Source organism: Leifsonia virtsii, assembly GCF_030433675.1.
GTDB classification, from domain to species: Bacteria; Actinomycetota; Actinomycetes; order Actinomycetales; family Microbacteriaceae; genus Leifsonia; species Leifsonia virtsii.
Window position 1 is genome coordinate 1 of sequence record NZ_JAROCB010000006.1, and the last position, 17,354, is coordinate 17,354.

General features: G+C 67.0%; 14 protein-coding genes and 1 pseudogene. 3 read left to right on the forward strand and 12 right to left on the reverse strand.

The window, feature by feature from the left end:
* A pseudogene (locus P5G59_RS19115) lies at positions 1 to 198 on the forward strand (single-stranded DNA-binding protein); the annotation flags it as partial.
* 93 nt (positions 199 to 291) lie between these two features.
* Here the strand turns inward: P5G59_RS19115 and P5G59_RS19120 are convergent.
* Both P5G59_RS19120 and P5G59_RS19125 read right to left on the reverse strand, forming a co-directional pair.
* Positions 292 to 2,511, reverse strand: coding sequence for a cell wall-binding repeat-containing protein (locus P5G59_RS19120; protein ID WP_301220616.1), 2,220 nt, complete (start codon positions 2,509 to 2,511; stop codon positions 292 to 294).
* A 96-nt stretch (positions 2,512 to 2,607) separates the two neighbouring features.
* On the reverse strand, positions 2,608 to 2,826 hold the full coding sequence (locus P5G59_RS19125; protein WP_301220617.1) for a hypothetical protein: 219 nt from the start codon (positions 2,824 to 2,826) through the stop codon (positions 2,608 to 2,610).
* Between the two features lie 103 nt (positions 2,827 to 2,929).
* Here P5G59_RS19125 and P5G59_RS19130 point away from each other — a divergent pair, with 103 nt between their 5' ends.
* Positions 2,930 to 3,451 carry a hypothetical protein gene (locus P5G59_RS19130; RefSeq protein WP_301220618.1) on the forward strand — a complete coding sequence of 174 codons (522 nt, stop codon included), beginning with the start codon at positions 2,930 to 2,932 and terminating at the stop codon, positions 3,449 to 3,451.
* 129 nt (positions 3,452 to 3,580) lie between these two features.
* On the forward strand, positions 3,581 to 4,828 hold the full coding sequence (locus P5G59_RS19135; RefSeq protein ID WP_301220619.1) for a hypothetical protein: 1,248 nt from the start codon (positions 3,581 to 3,583) through the stop codon (positions 4,826 to 4,828).
* A gap of 137 nt (positions 4,829 to 4,965) precedes the next feature.
* Here the strand turns inward: P5G59_RS19135 and P5G59_RS19140 are convergent, their stop codons facing one another.
* The 10 genes from P5G59_RS19140 to P5G59_RS19185 all read right to left on the reverse strand — a co-directional run bounded on the left by P5G59_RS19140 (position 4,966) and on the right by P5G59_RS19185 (position 17,309).
* The gene (locus tag P5G59_RS19140) at positions 4,966 to 5,706 is read right to left on the reverse strand and encodes a hypothetical protein (RefSeq protein WP_301220620.1); all 741 of its coding nucleotides are present in this window, start codon (positions 5,704 to 5,706) and stop codon (positions 4,966 to 4,968) included.
* Positions 5,703 to 7,712 carry a hypothetical protein gene (locus P5G59_RS19145; RefSeq protein ID WP_301220621.1) on the reverse strand — a complete coding sequence of 670 codons (2,010 nt, stop codon included), beginning with the start codon at positions 7,710 to 7,712 and terminating at the stop codon, positions 5,703 to 5,705. Before P5G59_RS19145 ends, P5G59_RS19140 begins: the two co-directional genes overlap by 4 nt.
* 5 nt (positions 7,713 to 7,717) lie before the next feature.
* On the reverse strand, positions 7,718 to 9,337 hold the full coding sequence (locus P5G59_RS19150; RefSeq protein ID WP_301220622.1) for an RCC1 domain-containing protein: 1,620 nt from the start codon (positions 9,335 to 9,337) through the stop codon (positions 7,718 to 7,720).
* Complete coding sequence (locus tag P5G59_RS19155) at positions 9,334 to 10,137, reverse strand: hypothetical protein (RefSeq protein ID WP_301220623.1); 804 nt, start codon at positions 10,135 to 10,137, stop codon at positions 9,334 to 9,336. The genes P5G59_RS19150 and P5G59_RS19155 overlap by 4 nt, the downstream gene beginning before the upstream one ends.
* Positions 10,138 to 10,187: 50 nt before the next feature.
* Complete coding sequence (locus P5G59_RS19160) at positions 10,188 to 10,574, reverse strand: hypothetical protein (RefSeq protein ID WP_301220624.1); 387 nt, start codon at positions 10,572 to 10,574, stop codon at positions 10,188 to 10,190.
* A gap of 72 nt (positions 10,575 to 10,646) precedes the next feature.
* The gene (locus P5G59_RS19165) at positions 10,647 to 11,117 is read right to left on the reverse strand and encodes a prepilin peptidase (protein WP_301220625.1); all 471 of its coding nucleotides are present in this window, start codon (positions 11,115 to 11,117) and stop codon (positions 10,647 to 10,649) included.
* Complete coding sequence (locus P5G59_RS19170) at positions 11,110 to 12,297, reverse strand: type II secretion system F family protein (RefSeq protein ID WP_301220626.1); 1,188 nt, start codon at positions 12,295 to 12,297, stop codon at positions 11,110 to 11,112. Before P5G59_RS19170 ends, P5G59_RS19165 begins: the two co-directional genes overlap by 8 nt.
* Positions 12,298 to 12,313: 16 nt before the next feature.
* Entirely contained in the window at positions 12,314 to 13,369 is a 1,056-nt protein-coding gene (locus P5G59_RS19175) for a type IV pilus twitching motility protein PilT (protein ID WP_301220627.1), read from the reverse strand.
* Positions 13,366 to 14,571 (reverse strand): ATPase, T2SS/T4P/T4SS family, encoded by a 1,206-nt coding sequence (locus tag P5G59_RS19180; protein WP_301220628.1) that lies wholly within the window; start codon positions 14,569 to 14,571, stop codon positions 13,366 to 13,368. The genes P5G59_RS19175 and P5G59_RS19180 overlap by 4 nt, the downstream gene beginning before the upstream one ends.
* Positions 14,572 to 14,648: 77 nt before the next feature.
* Positions 14,649 to 17,309 carry a hypothetical protein gene (locus P5G59_RS19185; RefSeq protein WP_301220629.1) on the reverse strand — a complete coding sequence of 887 codons (2,661 nt, stop codon included), beginning with the start codon at positions 17,307 to 17,309 and terminating at the stop codon, positions 14,649 to 14,651.
* Positions 17,310 to 17,354: the final 45 nt, after the last annotated feature.

Genomic DNA, 17,354 nt, shown 5'->3' on the forward strand with positions numbered 1-17,354 from the left:
CGCTCCTACGAGACGAAGGAAGGCGAGAAGCGCACCAGCATCGAGCTCGAGATCGACGAGATCGGCCCGTCGCTGCGTTACGCCACCGCTCAGATCACCCGCGCCCAGTCGTCCGGCGGCCCAGAGGCCAACGCACCAGACGAGGAACCCTGGGACCGTTGGAACCAGGCACCATCAGACGAGCCGCTTCCGTACTGAGTGAATAACTGGAAGGGTCCAAGCGCCCGGTGCCCAACGGCACCGGGCGCTCCTTCATGAGCGCCTCGGGGTATCAGATAGGCGCGTACCGACTCAGAACCCGCTGAAGCAATAGAAGAACCGGAAGTAGGTTCCGTTCAGGTTGTAGGTCCAGGGGAAGCTGAAGTCATAGGTCTCGTAGGCGTTGCCCTGGGGGCCGGGATCGTGAGCTCCGAACTGGACCGGGTCGGTGCACTGTGCGAACGGCACGTAGTAGCTGTTCAGGCCCACGTAGGCGGCCTGTGACGGCTTGTCCGGGATGGGCACAGCCCCGGAGGTCGCGCCACCGATGTTGGCGCCGCAGGCGCTCAGGTTAGCCACCTCTGTACTGAGCGACGCGTTGCCTCCAAGCAGGGTGACGCTCTTGATGCCCCAGCTCTGGATGTCGGCCAAAGTGCGCTGCGGGATGCACCAGCCGGGCACCGTGAACAGCGCCGAACCCTCCTTCGCTGCCAACGCTCCCCCGGCCAGCGCGTCGGGGAAGTTCAGTCCGTTGGCCAAGTACACGTTTTTGGGCGGGTTCGCTGCGCTGTACTTGCCCTCGTTAAGCATCTGCGAGGTGGCGAAGCGGTCAGAGCCATCGTTCTCGGTCACGTTGGCGATGCTGCGCAGATCGTTGACCAGGTAGGGCGGCATGCTGATGCCCCCACCCGCCGTGACGATATTGAAAGGTGCCATCGAGCGGATCAGGTTCATCGTCTCTGCATCGATGTGCCCCAGGTTGGTGTTGATCAGCACCACCGGCGAACTGGTGGACCCGGAGATAGCGGAGGCGGACAGCGCGTCGGGGAAGTTCAGGCCCGAGGCGACGTACACGGTGTCGTTGTTGCCAGGGAAGGCGTAGGAGAGCAGAGCCTTGTTGGTGGCAAACCGGTCCCCGCCGGTGACGCGGGTGATCGACGGAGCCAGTTTGGAAAGCGCGGAGTACACGCTGCCGCTCACGCTGTTCGGACCGCCCACCACGACGATCTGGCTGGGATGGAGTCGCCGTATCTCCGCTGCGGTGGCATCAGGAAGGGACCAGCTTGTGGTGAGGAGCAGCGGGCCGCCCTGCTTGACCGCGGCAGGGCCGGCGCCCAGCGCGTCGGGGTAGCCCAGACCGGAGGCGACGTAGACCACCGGCGCGGTACCGGGATAGGACTGTTGGGAGATGCTCACCGCAGTGGTGAAGCGATCCCCTCCACTGACTCGCGCGGTCGTCGGCGGCGTCGTGGAGGCCAACGTAAGTCGAGTCACCGATGCGGAGCCGCCGTTGGCGACCAACGCCGCGTTCCCAGTCGGCGAGATGGCGATGTCCCGCGGGTACTTGCCGGCGGCGAGCGGAGCGCCCTCCTTCATCCTGGCCAGGTTGATCACCGAGACGGTGCCGGCGACCAGGTTGGTGATGTAGGCGCTCTGGCCGTCGGGAGTCAGCGCCAGCTGTCCTCGGTCGGCTCCGCCGTTGGGCGTGGGGAAGTAGGTCGCAGGGGCGTAGCTGATTGTCTGGATCACGCGAGCGCTGGCGACGTCGATTACCGACAGCGAGGCGGTGTAGGAGTTGCTGGACGCGCCCTGCTCCGAGACGTATGCCTTGCTCCCGTCAGGAGAGAACTTCACGTCCTGCGGATACCAGGGCAACGTGATCGTGCCGGTGACCGTGTTGCTCGCCGTGCTGATCGCCGAGATGGTGGAGTCCACGTGGTTGAGCGCGTACAGCTGGGTGCCGTCAGGTGATAGCGCCAGTGCCGTGGGCCACTCACCCACCGGGATGGTAGCGGTGACGGCATTGCTGCTCAGGTTCACCACCGACACCGTCTTGGTCCCCTGCTGAGTGGTCCCCGGCGAGCCATTGCTCACGTAGGCGGTCGAACCATCAGCGGTGAGTGCGATCCGCTCGGGATACTTGAACCCAGTGATGGTGGCAGTGACCGTCTTGGTGGCGGTGTCGATCACCGAGACGGTGTGGCTGCTGTAGTTGGCCACGTAAACTCTGGCGCCGCTCTTGCTGACGCTCACGCCGTGGGGGTTGATCCCCACCGGGATGGTGGCTGCAACCTGCCCGGTGTTCGGGTTGATCACCGACACGCTGCCCGGGTTCTCCGCGTCGAGGTCGTTGGTGACATACGCGGCCGAGCCATCAGGCGAGAACGCCACCGACGCAGGATTGTTGCCCACCGTGAAGGTTCCCGTGTCGGCGCTGGCTGGAGCCGAGGCAATCACTCCTGCGACCAGCAGCAGCGCGGTGGCAGCGATGATCGAGCCTGCCTTGGACAGCGAACCTGTCAACGGTTGCACGTGGGCCTTCCTGTGAGACGAGCAGCTCTCTCCGTCTGCTCTCGAATGATTCTGATGGCGTACTCGAGTGCGGGGCACGTTCGCGGCCTTCGAGACTCAGGTCTCGGAGTCAGCTTCGCTTGTCGGTGCCTCTCCCGGAATCGGCTCCCCCAAGACCTTGCTCGCGCGAAGCAGTCCCGCCGTTCGCAAGAACGGCGATGGCTTCTCCTCCGCGCGCTGCGCGGCGCGCTCGATGAACGCCTGCTGCACAGCGCTCATTCGCACATGGTTGTCGGCGGAAAGCCGCTCATCGTCCTTCTTCGGTGGCCGTGGCATGACGCGAGTATATCCGTAGACCAAAAACGTTGACACTATTCGAGTTATTGGTCTACGGTTTCGGTTATTGGTCTACAGAAACGAAAGGAAGGGGCCACCACGGATGACAGCACACACGAAGATCGCCGAGCCGCTCCCGGGTCGTGGAGGGGCTATTCAGCTCGTCCATTACTTCCCGACTCGTGATGGCTGGTCCTCCGAGATCGTGGAGGGGAAGTACCTCTCGGCTACTACCTCGACGATCAGGATCAGACGCGACGACAAAACAGTGGATTTGGACCGCCGACAGTGGGCGGTCTGCATTTCGGATCCGCCGATCGAGGCTGCCCCTGCGGGTGATGCGCCGAAGTCAACGGCGGAGACGACCGCCGACCCGTTGGCACCCGCGCCCTCCTGCCCGGCCGTTCGTACCCGTTTCGTGGATGACCCCGACGTCGAGGACATTCGGCCGGTCGGGTCTCACGGGAAGCAGCGGGCCGGCACGCGCCGGTGCGGGCAGTGCGGCGCCGTGGTGACGGTAACGCAACGACTTGCTGGAGGTGAGCCGGCTTCCGCCTGGCTCTACGAGGCGCACACCGTCCCGCGCACGGACGCCGAGCAGGAAAAGGAGTCCGCTACCGCCTGACGACCTTACCGACCCCGGACCAGCGACCGAGAGTGAGAACAAACCACCTCGGTCTCACCACAGCATCAGCCCGCTTCGGGCGAATCCGTGAGCGCCGAGCGCTCTAACCTAACCAAGGGGGAAATCACCTTGAGCACTGAGAACACCGAGGCCGCGCGTCCGCGAGGTCTGAACCGGCTCTGGACAGGGGCACACTCGCATCGCGGGTCCGCGATCGCGGCGGGTGCGAGCGCTGTGGTCATCATCGCGGCGGCCGCCGTCGGCATCCCGGCGGGCATCAGCACCGTGCAGCACTCCGACGCCGATGCGGCCTATCAGGCTGCCCGCGTTAAGGCGGTCACGCAGTACCGGCAGGACCTCAAGGCGCAGAAGGAGTTTGCCACCGCTCTCGCGGCCGCCGGTGCCCTACAGAAGCAGCTGACGCAGATTCACGACGAGGCCAAGGCCGGGAAGTACCTGCCGGATGCGCAGGTTAAGGCGCTGGATGCACAGCTCGCTCAGTTGAAGATGTACGCCGCCTTCAAGGCCGGAGCTCCGGTCCAGGACCCGCGCCCAGCTGGTAAGCCGTCCTCGACGACCGCGCAGCTTCGGAGTGAGACAGCACGGCTGACGGCGCTGTTCGATCGTCAGGCCGGTGCGGCGGGCAACACGCTGAAGGGCGGCCCTGGGATTACTGCCCAGGTCAAGACGACCAATCGAGCACTCGCTCAGATCGTCACGGGCCTGGACAAATCGGCCAACGTGGCCGCCGTCCCCGCCCTCGATGTCGACGCGAAGGGCATCATCACGGCATTGGCGAAGGCGGGTCAGGGCGAAAAGGACGCACTGGCGAATGCTGCGGCCGCGGCGAAGAAGGCCGTGACGGACGGCAAGAGCCCTGCACCTCTGCTGCTGGACTTCCTGGCCAAGGCCAAGGCAGTGCACGACTCGCATGACAAGACAGTCGCGGCAGAGGCGGCAGCGGCAGCGCAGGCCGCGGCCGAGGCGGCTGCTCGGGCTGGTCAGTCCAGCTACACAGATCCCAGCACGGGAGAGGTTCGCCAAACCCCACGCGGGAGCGGCGGCGGCGGCCGTGGCGGATCGGGCGGCGGAGGTTCCACCGGTGGCGGAGGTTCCACAGGGGGTGGCGGTTCTGCCGGCGGCGGCGGTTCCACGGGCGGTGGCGGCGGCGGTGGCGGCTATACGCCTCCGCCGGTGGACCACACCCCGCACGTCAACGCGGGCGGCGCATACACGCCCGGCTGCGATGGAGCCTTCAGCTACTCGCAGACCACCTCGAGCGGCGGGGCGATCAGCATCAACGTCGGCTACCCGTACAGCTACAGCACGTTCTCGACCTCCGACGGGTGGGGCCTCTCGGTCTACGCTTGCATCTAGGCCGCATCCCTCCCCCTTGGGATGCTCTCGGCGCCCCGCCCTCCCCCGGGCGGGGCGCCGCTTTTTCTCGTCCACACGCCAGAACCCCGCGAGCTTGATGAGCCCGCGGGGTTCTTCCGATGGTCTGGCGTTCGCGCTTAGGGAGCCACGGCCGCGACCATCACCACCGTGCGGCCGTCCTCCGTCGACGCCGACGCGAACGACACCTCAGTGCCTGTCGACGCCAGCAGCAGTTGCCGCACGTCCGCGGGGCCATCCTTCTGCGCAGAGCCGAACAGCAGGATCTTCTCGTCGATGCCGCCGGCGCCGGCGATCAAGGCGACTGGTCTCCCGCACAGCGTCGTGACGCCGAACGCAGACTTCCCGTCGTAATCGTGAGTATGTTCGCGCACCCAGCTCTCCATGCACGTGTCGGGCACTAACGTCGCGGCGACGGGTTGTGCCGCGGATCCGCTCACCATCGCGCGCGCCATCAGCAGGTCCTTCGTGAAGGAGTCGGCGAACAGCGCCGTCGTCGAGCGCGCCGGCGATGCGGGATCAGCCGCACCTGCCGGCATCGTGCGGTTGGCGGCCACCTGCGGCTGCGGTGGCGGCGTGTAGGCCGCCTCCGGGTCCTGACCGGACTTCGCGTTCGCCTCCTCGCGCTTCTTCTCGTCGGCCGCCGCCTCCTGCCTCATCTTCAGCTCCGCGGCCGCGCGTTTCTCCTTCGTCTCGCCGACCGGGTGGTGCTGCGCGTACACACGGTCGGCCGCCGACTGGGCACCCAGCGCGCCCACGCCGAAGAAGAGACCTCCTGCGGCGATCGCCACCGCGGCGGCGGCTCCAGCCACCGTGAAGGCTTTCCCCCGCGGCGACATTCCCTTCCTGTGCGCGCTCACGGGAGCACCGTCACCGTCACGCCCGCACCGACCGGACTCATCGGACTGACGTATCCCCACGGAGTGGCGCAGTTGTACTGCGCGTTCGTGTACGTCACGTTGCGGGCTACCGCGTTGGGAAGCTGCCAGTAATCCCCGAACCCGAAGTTGTGCCAATACTGGCCGCCGCCCCAGTCGGTGGACATCCAGCCGTTCGAGTTGAGGTTCGATCCGGCGGCGCAATAGGTGACGTAGTTCACCGCGAGCGACGAGCAGCCGCTGGGGGCGTTGCACGTCGAGTGCGTCCAGTAGACCGGGGCCGTGTACGTGTAGATGTTGTAGGCATTCCACACCGGCGCGCCGGGCTGCGCCATGGGGGTGATCCACTCGCGCGATTGCACCTGCACGACGGGGCTGTAGAGCCCGGTGGGCGACGCGCATCGGGTCTGAAGCCCCATCCCGTAGGGGTAGCCCTGGAGCGCGTATGAGGGCCCCCAGTTCACCTGGGTGAGGTTCGCGGTCCACGGGCCCTGGTACTGAATGGCGTTGTTGTACGTCTTGCTCGTGGTGCCTGCATGGTTCTCAAGCTGCGACGCCTGCAGCGTCGTTCCCGCCGGGCACGTGCCGGTGAAGTTCCACTTCACATTGCCCGAGACGTAGTTGCCGTTGTAGCCCGTGCGTGTGTAGGTCATGTTGGCCCCCGCGGGGGTGGTCGGCCAGGCCGTGGCGATCGTGGCGGGCGCTGACTTCACGACGTCCTGGCTGACGGTCGCGTTGACCCAGAACGTGATCGTGGCACCGTACGTCGTACCGGTCGTAAAGGTCATCGTTGCGGTGAGCGCTGTGGTGTTGGCCATGTCGTTGTCGGTGCCGAAGTTGGTCGCCCACTCCGGCCGGTACATGGTCGAGAGGCTGGAGACCGCCGACCAGCTGAGAACATACTGCTCGGGCGTGGCGCCCTGCTTGACGGTCAGTAGAGGCGTCGGCACCGATTGGTGATAGTCACGCTGATCCTGCACGGTCATGCTGTTGTCGCCGCAGGATGCAACGGCAAGGACGGTGCCCTCGCTGCCGTTCTGCACGCCTGCGAGTTCCACGGCGTATGCGGCTCCCGTGAGCGGGACCACCGTGATGGTGGAGACTGGCGGCAGGCCGGTGGGGGCGGTGGGGGTGTAGGTGATGGTCAACGTGGTGGTTCCTGCCGCGCAGACGCCCCCGGTGATGGTGATGGTGGCACCTTCTCGGACGCCGGAGTAGGCGGCTCCCGCGCTCGTCGAGCGTCCGATCCCGGTGATGGTCAGCTGTGACGGCGCGACGACGGGTGTCGCCGGGGGGACGTAGTGAAGACTCGGGTCCGCCTGCGGCACGTTGGTGATCCGGGTGGTGCCGACGTACTGGCGGCTCTTCGCGTACGTGCCGACGCGATCGGCAGCGGTCGAAAGGTCCAGGGTGACGCGGTAGGGGCGCAGGTCCGTCCAGTCGGCGTCTGAGACGGTGGAGGGGCGGGATCCGCTCGCGAGGGTGGGGTTGCCGGCGATGTCGAAGGTGATCGTTCGGCCGCCGAGGTTCTCCACGGCGAAGGTCACCGTGCTCAGCTCCCCTACCTCGAGCGTGCCGTCGGTGCTTGGGAAGGTCGCCGCCGGGGTGCTGGCCGTGCAGGCGCCCGCCGTCGTCGTCTCCTTAGTGAAGACTGCCTTGTGGCCTCCTGCTTCGCCCGCCTCCCACACCTTGACGCCGCAGCTCCCGGCTGCGGTGGTTGTGAGGATGGCGATCGCACTATCGCCTAGGCCTTTCACCACGGTTGAGGCCTGCACGTCCTTCTCGAACTGCAGGCTATTGACGTTATACCGGCCGTTGGTGGCGGCCGTGGCGGAGACTGACGCGATCAGCGTCGCGACGACGACGAACAGTATCGCCGCGACGGTGAAGACCTTGACGCCGATTGGGAGCGCCACAACCTCCTCGCGAAGATTCAGCTCGCCGCGACGGTCGGTCAGCAGGGTGCGGAGGTGAGTTCTGAGCTTCATGTCGTTCACTTCCAGGTCGGGGCGGTGAAGCCGTCGGGTCGGGGCATGCGGATGGGCGTTCCGGGGGTCGTCGCGTCGAGGGTGGCGGGCCACAAACCCGTGCCCCCGCTGCCGATGCTCCAGAGCACGTTGTCGGCGTCGAGGAGGGCCGTAGCGGTCGATGCCGGCGTCAGCTGCAGCGGGCGGAGCGTGCGTAGGTTAGGAATCAGGGTCGGGGTGGAGAGGACCGTTGGCGTGGGCAGTCCGAGGATCCCGCCGGCGTTGTCGCCCCATGCCCAGACGCGCCCGTTGACGTCGGTCGCGAAGGCGCGCGATCCGGCGGCCGCGATCGCGGTGTAGACGCCCGGCGCGGCGACTGCGGTGGGGACGGTGCGGGTTGTGAGGGTGCCGTCGCCCACCTGCCCCTTGGCGTTGATCCCCCACGCCCAGAGTTTGCCGGTGGTGTCGACCGCGTAGGCGGTGTTCGCGCCGGCCGCGATGGCAGTGAACTGCGAAGCGAGCGTGACCAGCTTCGGGGTGGGGGACGCGGTTCCGGGAGTTCCGTATCCGAGCTGACCGCTGGTGTTCGACCCCCAGGCCCACAGCCGCCGGGTGGTGGAGATCGCGTAGGTGTTGGTGCCGCTTGTGGCCACGGCCGTGAAGCGCTCGGTCGTGGGCACCTGGACGGGAGCGCTGTAGCTCTTGCCAGCGCCGTCGCCGATCTGGGCGTTGGAACCATCGCCCCAGGCGAAGAGGACACCTGCGGTGTCGATGGCGAACGTCGTGGCACCAGCGCTGCTGATGGCGACGAAGCGGTGGTTCGGGATCTTGGTCGGCGTGCACGTGCTGGTTGTAGTGCCGATGCCCAGCTGGCCCCGCGTGTTGTCGCCGACTGCCCAGGCCTGGCCGGAGGAGTCGAGGAAGAACGTGGAACCGTTGCCGCTGATGATGCTGCGGACGGTGACCCCTCCAAAGCTCAGCTTGGTGGGGGCTAGCGGCGAGGTGGTGGCATTGCCGATTCCCGTCTCGCACTTGCTGTTCGGACCGTAGGCCCAGAGCTGGCCGGTGTTGTCGATGCCGCCGTTGGTGGTTGCCAGAACCCACTGAGTGCCTGCTGTCGGACCCTGCATCTGGTCGGGGGTGACCTTGGTGATGCTGCCGGAGGCGACGCCCCAGACCGTGAAGGTGTGTCCTTCGCTGGTCTCCACCCAGGTGGGGCGGCCACGGTCATCGAGGGCCGTGATGTGGGTGACGTCGGACGCTTTGATGGTGATGTCGCGGGTGATCGTGGTCTCAGCGTCGAGCGAGTCAGCCTGAACGCGCAGGGTCTGGACTGCCCCGTCGGCGCTGGGCGTGACGGTCAGGATCTGCGTGCAGATTCCCGGGTTCACGGAGCATTCGCGTCCCGTCGTAGTGGACGCAGGCTGAGCGAGGTTGGCGTCGAGTTCGGCCGCATAGTGGTTTGCACGGCTCTCGACCGCGAGGGTCAGCTGTCGGAGCTGCGCGCTGGTGTTGTTCTGGGCGGCCGTCTGATAGGTACTCACGGCCAGCGCGCCGAGGCCGAGGAGGGCAATCAGCCCGAGCCCGACGGCCGGGATGCTGCTTCCGCGTCGGTCGGCGAGAAGGCGGCGGACGTTTGCGATCATTGAGTGGCTCCAGCGTCGTAGACGAGAACGGTGTCGGCCGCGGCTGGACCGTCGGCGACGACGAAAGTGACGGGGGCGCCGGCCAGGACGGGGACCGTTCCGAAGTAGTTGGTGGGGGCGTTGGTGAGCGGGATGGTCGTAAGCCGGACACCTCCTTGCATGATGCGCAGCTCGCCACTGGGCCGCGTCGACCACGCGTGCACGAGGTAGCGCCACGCACGATTCGTCGTGGGCTGTGCTGTCGCGAGCACGCCGCCGGTGGGCACCGGGACTGCCTCTTTCTTCACCGATGGATCGACCTGGCCGATCGGTGCAGCCATGGACGGGTCCATGCGGAGGATCGCGGCTGGGACGAGGGTCGTGACGTCGTCAGCACGGAACGAGCTCGCCAGAACGCACTGCGGGTCGGAGACGGAATCGGACGTCTTGCACGCGGTGGACGGAACTCTCACGCTGCGGGAGAGCATCGCCCGGTAGGTGGTGCCGCCGGGGGCGGGCTCACTCCAGGTCACCGCGGTCGCGTGCGTGCCGGAGGGAAGGGTGAGGTCGACGCTGCGCGGGGCGGCGACGGTGCCCCAAAGGGTAGAGGAGCGGCGGTCGTCGACGAGCGCCGTAGCGGCGCTGAGGCGTTCGGCCGAGCTGGTGGTCGCGGTCATGATGGCGGTGGTGGTGGGGGCGGCGATCGCCGCAGTCACGGAGACGATCGACACGACGATGAGCGCGATCAGGACGTCGCGGAATCCGCCTCGACGGTCGGTAAACAGCCGTCGGGCGGTGGTGAAGCCGAGCATTGAGTGCATGCGATCCTCCGGAGGGTGGGGGCGCGGCGGACCGCGCCCCCCAACGGTGGTTACGGGATGGTCGGGCAGGCGACGCCGGCGGTTGCGGCGTCAGGAGCGGTGCCCTCGATCACATCGGTGGCGCCCTTGTAGCTGTAGAAGGTCTTGCCGCTGTCGCTGCGGGCAGTGATGCAGTAGTGGCCGTCGGTGGTGCTGACATCCCACTTGCCCTTGTCCTTCACCAGCGGGTCCGTGCCGGTGGTGAGCTGAGCACGGGTTGCGTATGAGCCACCGCTAAGGATGTAGGTGTCCTCGGCGAGTTCCACGTTGTTGATGAGGGTCTTCGCTGAGCCGTCGCTCGAGTTCGCCATGATGGCCGGGAGGCTCACGATGCCGGCTGCGGCGGCTACGACGCCCACGATGATCGCGGCGATGATCCATTTGAGATTGGTTTCCATGGTTGTTTCTCCGTTTCAGGGATTGGTTAGTTGACGTCGGGTCGGTCAGGTCGATTGGTCGTGGTTGCCTCCTCAGCCCGTTCCAGCCAGCAGCGCGGCGGCACCGACGGCCGCGGCGATCGCCATGGCCGGTGCGTGAGGCAGCGCGTCGTCGCGATGAGGCCGGATCGTGTAGGTGAGAAGAAGGTGAGCGCCCAGGGCGAGGAGCACGACGCCCAGACCCAGCGCGAGACTGGAAGCACCGAACGGAAGTGCCAGTAGCGGGGCCGCCTTCACGTCGCCTCCGCCGAATCCGCCGGCGAACCACCCGGTCAGGTAGAAGCCGAAGGCGGTGGCGGCCGCCAACGCCGCAGTGATGACCTGGGTGGCTGAGACTCCGTCGTGTCCCAGCGCGCCGACAACGAGCGCACCGAGACCGACGACTACCTTGCCGTGGATGAGCCCGGTTCGGATGTCTACTGCGGCGAGGACCAGAAAGCCAGCGGCCGCGACGGCCGCGGCGGTGAAGGGCACTCCGGTGCCGCCGGCGAGCAGCTCACCCAATCTGTCCTCCGAGCTGTGTGAGGGACAGGCCGATCGGGATGGCGATGGCAAGGCTCATCGCTGAGACGACCGCGAGGACGGTGTTCTCGATTGCTTTGGTGAGTCGGCGAGTGGTCTTCTGCAGGGCCCGCAGCGACTGCTCGCGGTACTCGTCACCCAGCTTCTCGAGCACTTCGTTCTTCTGCCGCTGCGAAGAGGTCAGAGACAACCGGCGGGCGAGCATCCAGGGGAACAGCGGCGAGTTGGCGACCGCGGCGAAGTTGAGCCTCTCCCGCTTCTCGCCGGGTTCGAGCGGCGCTCCGGCGTCCCGTCCTTCCAGACGGTCGGCATGTGCGTTGATGTGCTCGGCCACCGCGGCGTTGCCGCACGCCGCGGCCGCGGCGCGGAGGGCCTGGACCTCGCTGCGTCCGGCCGAGAGTGCGGATCCGGCCACATCACAAAAGCGGGAGGCGGCGTCGAGTTTGAGAACTTCTCCGTATCCGCGAATGCGCAGGGATGCGCGGTCGATCTTCGCCACCAGGCGCGCATTCTTGCGTCCGCCGCTGAGCCAGTAGAACCAGAAACCGCCACCGACGACGGTGGCCACGACGGCCACGACGAGGAGCACCCAGAAGGAGATGGAGAGGACGGCGAGGACGACGGGGAACCCCGGTCCCATGATGTCGGCGTTGGATCCGAGCATCGGGCCGAGGTAGAGGGCGAACACGCCGAACACGAGGAACGTCATCCCCGCGAGCCCTGCTGGCGGGAGAACAGAAAGGACGGCGTCCCGCTTGATGTTGGACTCGCGCTTGAGCTGCTTGGCGGAGCGACGGAGGACCTTGACCATGTCGGGAGTGGTCTTGGCGGAGGAGATCATCTCCCGCGCGGTGCGGGGAAGGATCTGGTCTTGATCGGCCAGCGCCTCACGCATCCGCTTGCCCTCCCCCATCAACTGCAGGGCGGCCGCGTAGGCGTTGCCCGCGTTGGTGCCGGCGTACTGGTCTGCCATGTCTTGCAGGGCCGACTTCTCCGGCGACCCTGCCTCGAGCAGGTCGGCCAGCGCGTCGAAGGTCTCGGCGATGTCCTCACGCTGCAGCCGCTTCTTCTTCGGACTGCGCTTGGAGGAGGCAGCACGGGGCTGTTCGGCGGGAGCGGTCACCGGGTTGAGTGCCGTGCGAGGTGTGAGCGTGTCGGTCATGTCTGGACTGTCCTTTTCAGGCCGCGTAGGCGTAGAGGTCGTCGAAATGGCTGGGATCTTTGAGAGCGCCGCGCGCCTGGTCGTGGGTGATCCGCCCGTCGCGCACCAGGTTGGCCAGCGAGGTTTCCATGCCGACGCTGCCTTCGTGGGCGCCGTTGCCCAGCAGGTGCTGGGTGACCAGGTGCACGTCGGAGGACTCACCGTCTCCGGCGATCAGAAGCGAGAACTCGGGCGAGTTCAGGGCGATCTCTTGCGCGAGGACGCGGCGGCCGTCGGTGCCTGGAAGGAGCTGTTGGGTGACGATCGCCTGCAACGCCTGGGTGAGCTGCACGCGAATCAGTGGCTGCTCGGCGCGGGGGAATCGGGCGACGAACCCCGAGATGGTCTCGGCGGCGTTTCCGGCGTGAGTTGTGGTGATCACCAGGTGACCGGACAGGGCCATCTCGAGCGCCGCGCGCGCGGTCTCGACGTCGAGGATTTCGCCGAGCACGAAGACGCGCGGGTTGGAGCGCTTGGCGTCCTCGATGCCCGCGGCGAAAGATGCGACGTGAGTACCGACTTCGCGCTGGATGACCAGACGATCAGTCGATTCGTAGCGGTATTCGATGGGGTCTTCGACCGTGTAGATCAGCAGGTCGCGCAGCTCGTTGAGGCAGGCGGCGGTGGTCGTGCTCTTGCCCGAGTTCGTCTCGCCGGAGAACACGACCAGGCCGCGCTGTCGACGAACAAGTTCGCGCATCATCGGGGAAAGTCCGAGCTGGTCGGGCGTGGGAATGGTGCGCGAGATGAGCCGGATGGTCGCACTCGGACCGTCCGCACCGATCCTCGCGGCGATGCGGCCGCGATACCGGCTGCCGGGGATGTCGAGCGATGCCCGGGCCTGCAGGCGGGCCTCCAGGTCGGGGATGTCGAGGCTGTTCACCAGATCGCCGACCGGGAAGGCCAGATCGGGAATGAGCTCGGTGTGTTTCCCGATGGAACGCAGCACTCCCCCGGGCACCAGGTGGAGATCGGAGTAGCCGGCGGCACCGGATTCGTCCATGACATTGCGAAGGAGGGCGGTGTCGATCATGCGAAGCTCCGTCCGAAGGCGCGGAGTGCTTCGTCCTGATCGGTGCGTCCGCTCTCGATGAGCGAGCGCACGTTGTGGTCGAAGCCGGTGGACAACCCGTCAGCCACCTCGCGGATTCGGGCGGCGGACTGGCCTGCGATGAACGCGTCGATGAGGGTGTCATCCATCCGCAGGATGTCGTGGACGGCCTGCAGACCGGCGTACCGGGTCGCTCGGTGCGACGAGAGGGTGCGCACCAAGCGCTGAGAGATGACGGCGGTGACAACGTCGAGCACAGAGAGAGGGCTGTTGCCGCCGAGTTCGATCAGTCGGCGCAGCGCGGTGAGGTTGTCCCCCGCGTGAATTGTGGTGATCACTCGCACGCCGGTGCGGGCCATGTCGGCGGCCGCGCGGGCGGTCTCAGCGTCCCGGATCTCGCCGATGAACAGGATGTCCGAGTCGGAGCGTACGAGGTGCCGCATTCGGTCGGCGAAGGTGGCGCGCATGTCGGGGTTGTCGACGACCTCGAGCTGCTCGACTCCTTCGAGGACTCGCTCCACGGGATCCTCGACGGAGGTGATGGATCGGGTGAACTCGAAGCGCTCTTCGCCATGGCGCCAGTAGCTGGTGCGGGATGCGTCGCGCAGGTGGCACACGATGCTGTGCGCGGTGTTGGACTTGCCCTCCCGGGTGCGGCCGGCGATGACGATGAGACCGTGCGGCTTGGCGAGTGCCTGGTCGAGGGCCTCCCGGTTGGTCGCGGTCATCGAGAGCGCGTCGAGGGTTCGCGGCTTCCCCAGCTGCGGGAGGCGGATGACGATATTGTCGCCGTCATCGAAGAGCGGCAGGTGGACGACGCGGGCCCGGTAAGGGTAGTTGTCGACCGGCAGTTCGATCTGCCCATCAGCGGACTCCTGCGAGCCGCTGGTGTCGATCTCCGCAGCGGCTTTCAGGAGGTTGATGGTCGCCTCGGCCTCGTCGGCGTCGTCGATCGCTGCGACCTCGTGGATGTCCAGCTCATGGCGCGCGCGCATCGACAGGCGGCCCGAGGCTCCATCGCGGACGGCGTGCAGGTCGGAGACTCCTGCCTCGACGAGTCGGCGCAGGCCCTCGCCCGGCCAGTCGGCTGGCGTGAGGTCGGTGAGGTTCTCGCGGAGCGCCGCCAGCGGGTCGATGTACGCGACGTCGTCCGCGCTGATGGAGGTGGGGGTTACCAGGGTCATAGTCGGTCCTTCGGTGGCTGGTTGGACGGGTGAAGGGGGCGCGGGCGTGTGTGAGGGGCGCCCGCGCCCCGGTCTGGTTACTTCGTGGTCGTGCGCTTGGTGCGTCGAGTGACCGCGAAGAGCACGATCCCGGCGGCCAAGAGGATGCCGCCGAAGGCACTGCCGATCCACACGGCACCTGCCTCGTCAGAGCCGGTCTTGGCCAGTGCCGTGACGGTCGTGGTTTCCCCGTCGGCGCCGCACTTGCCCTGGTGGGTGATTTCACCGCGCGCGTTTCGGACGATCTCCACCCAGAAGAAGGTGCCCGCCTCGGTGAAGGTGTAGTCGTCGGACGTGTACTCGCCGGTGGCAGGCAGCGGCTGGGGCTTGCCGACCTTGACTTCGTTCGCGGCCGCGCACACCGGGGTGGATCCTTGCTGCTTGTAGACAGCGAACTCGATGGTGGCGTCCTTCGGGATCACGCCCGTCACCACCGCGGTGTCATGACCCTTCTGGCCGATGCTGAGCAGCGGCGTGGCCTTGGTAACGACGTCGTCCTCGGCGACGACCGTCTTCTCCTTCTGGTCGCCGCACTCCCCCGTGTTGATGACGGTGCCGTCACCCGTGCGGAAGGTGGCCACCCAGTAGTAGACGCCGACCTTCTTGAAGATCACATCGGCGGACGGGAACCGTCCCGCCTGGTCGACGGGGACCGGCTTGTTGTAGAAGTACGCCGGGTCGCGCTCGATCGGTGCGTCGGGAGTCGCCGTCGGCGTCGGTGTTCCGGCGGCCGCCGCGTTCGGGGCAACGGGCTGGTCGGACTCAGGGATGTATCCGGTGTTGAACACCTCGTTGTCCGCCTCGCACACCGGCTGGTCGCCGAGGTCGTGCTGCAGGTAGGCGGCGAAAGTCACCGTGTTCGGGCAGCTCGTTGCACCGTCAGCGGGCTGGGTGGTGCCGCAGTAGGAGGCGGGGATCTGGCCGTCGACGATGGCGGTGTCGTTCGTCTCGTCGCCGAGCGCGACCGAAGCGATCGCCTCCGTCGACACTGTGGGCGGGGAGACCTTGGTGACCTCACCCTTGGTCGCCCACCCGTCGGTCCAGTCCGCGAAGTACCCGGCTCCAGGGCCGTCCTGGATGATCGTCCACACGTTCACCAGGTAGCCGGCAGCAGTCGGCGGAGCGGTGATCTCGTCGGAGTGGTAGTCACCAGGTGCGGTCACCGTGACGTCGGTCGTGTGGAATAGCTTCGCGTCGGCCGGGATGCTGTCACCAGGAGTGGGAGCGGTGTCGCCTTCCACCCAGTACGTCTTGTTCTGGAAGTGCGCAGGAATGGGTGCGCCGCCGATGGTCGGCCACGGTCCCTGGTCGAGCGAGACGGTCAGAGTGTCCGAGGCGGCATGCCCGAACCCGATCTCGTCCGCGGCCGCCGTCGAGACGCCGGAGAGCTTGGCGGCGACGACGTGCGCTTCCGCCTGTAGGCCGAACTGATCAGCCCAACGGTATCCGTCCGGCATGAACAGCTGTGCTCCGACGGAGGAGTCGGTGGCGTCGATGTCCCACACCCACTGGTAGAAACCGGGTGCGTGGTTGGCTGCGAGCACGGAGGGTGCCGTGTACGTACCCGGGCCGTTGAGTGTCACCGTGGCGGTTCCGGCGACGGATGCCCCGGCCGGCACGGTCGCGGACGGGGTCGGCTGGTCGGCGAACGGGCCATAGAGCGTGCCCTTGGCGACGACGGGAATGTAGCGACCCGACGTCGTCTGCCGCCAGGGCTGCGAACCGGTGGCGACGTCGGCCTGCAGCGTGTCGGTGAAGCTGCTGCCCTCGTCGACGAACCGGCTCTGCACAGAGGTCGTGACGACGGGAGAGAACAGCGTCGAACGCTCGACCGGGTCGCTGGCGGTGATGGTGTAGTTGCCGCGCTGCGGGGTCGTCGTGCCGGCCTTGATGACGCGCTGCTGGCCGCCGGTGTAGTAGATCGTGACGTTGCCGTCGTAGGTCCACCCGGCGGGCGCGTTGACGTTGCCCGTGGCGCTGATCTTGTAGAACGGGGTGCCGTCAGTCGGGACACCCTTCACCGGGTAGGTCCCGTTGCCGACGCCGTTCTTGGCGCTGCTTCCGGAATCGGTGAAGATGCCGTTGCTCAGCTGCAGGTTGACGGTGGCTCCGGCCGGGAGGTTCACCACGCGCAGCGAACCGGTGTAGTTGTTGTTGTCGACGCTGAAGCTCATGGAGCCGGTGAAGGCGGGAACGTTCTGGCGCTGGTTGTACTGGGTCTCTGTCTGGTCCCAGATGTAGTTGAACGCGCCGAGCACCGCCTGGTTGCCGTCGATGTAGTGGACGCCGGTGTTGTAGCCCTGGCCGTTGTAGTGGGCCCAGGTGGACGTGTACGCGTAGACGTAGGCGTTCACCGCGGCCGCCTGGGTGGCGTCGGCGGTCTGACCCCACGTGGTGAGCGCGTAGTTGAGCCGCTGCAGCACGGAACTGCTCAGCGCGTCGCCCATCTCGGTAGTCAGCGCGCCGACGAGGGAAGCTCCCCCGGTCGCGCCGCTGGGCCAGTCAGCGGAGGAGTCCATGCAGTAAGCGCGAGAGCCGTCGGGGACGACGTAGTTGCCCAGGTAGCCGCCCTCCGGTGTGATCCCGCTATAGCCGGCACCGGTGGACGCTGCCTCCGCAGGAGCGAGCGTTCCCATACCGATAGCGCCGACGACGGCGAACGCGCCCACGCTAAGGGCGAACCGCTGCAGTCGCTTCATCATCGGCGACTTGCGGTGACGTCGACGGGGAAGCGGCGCGTGCTT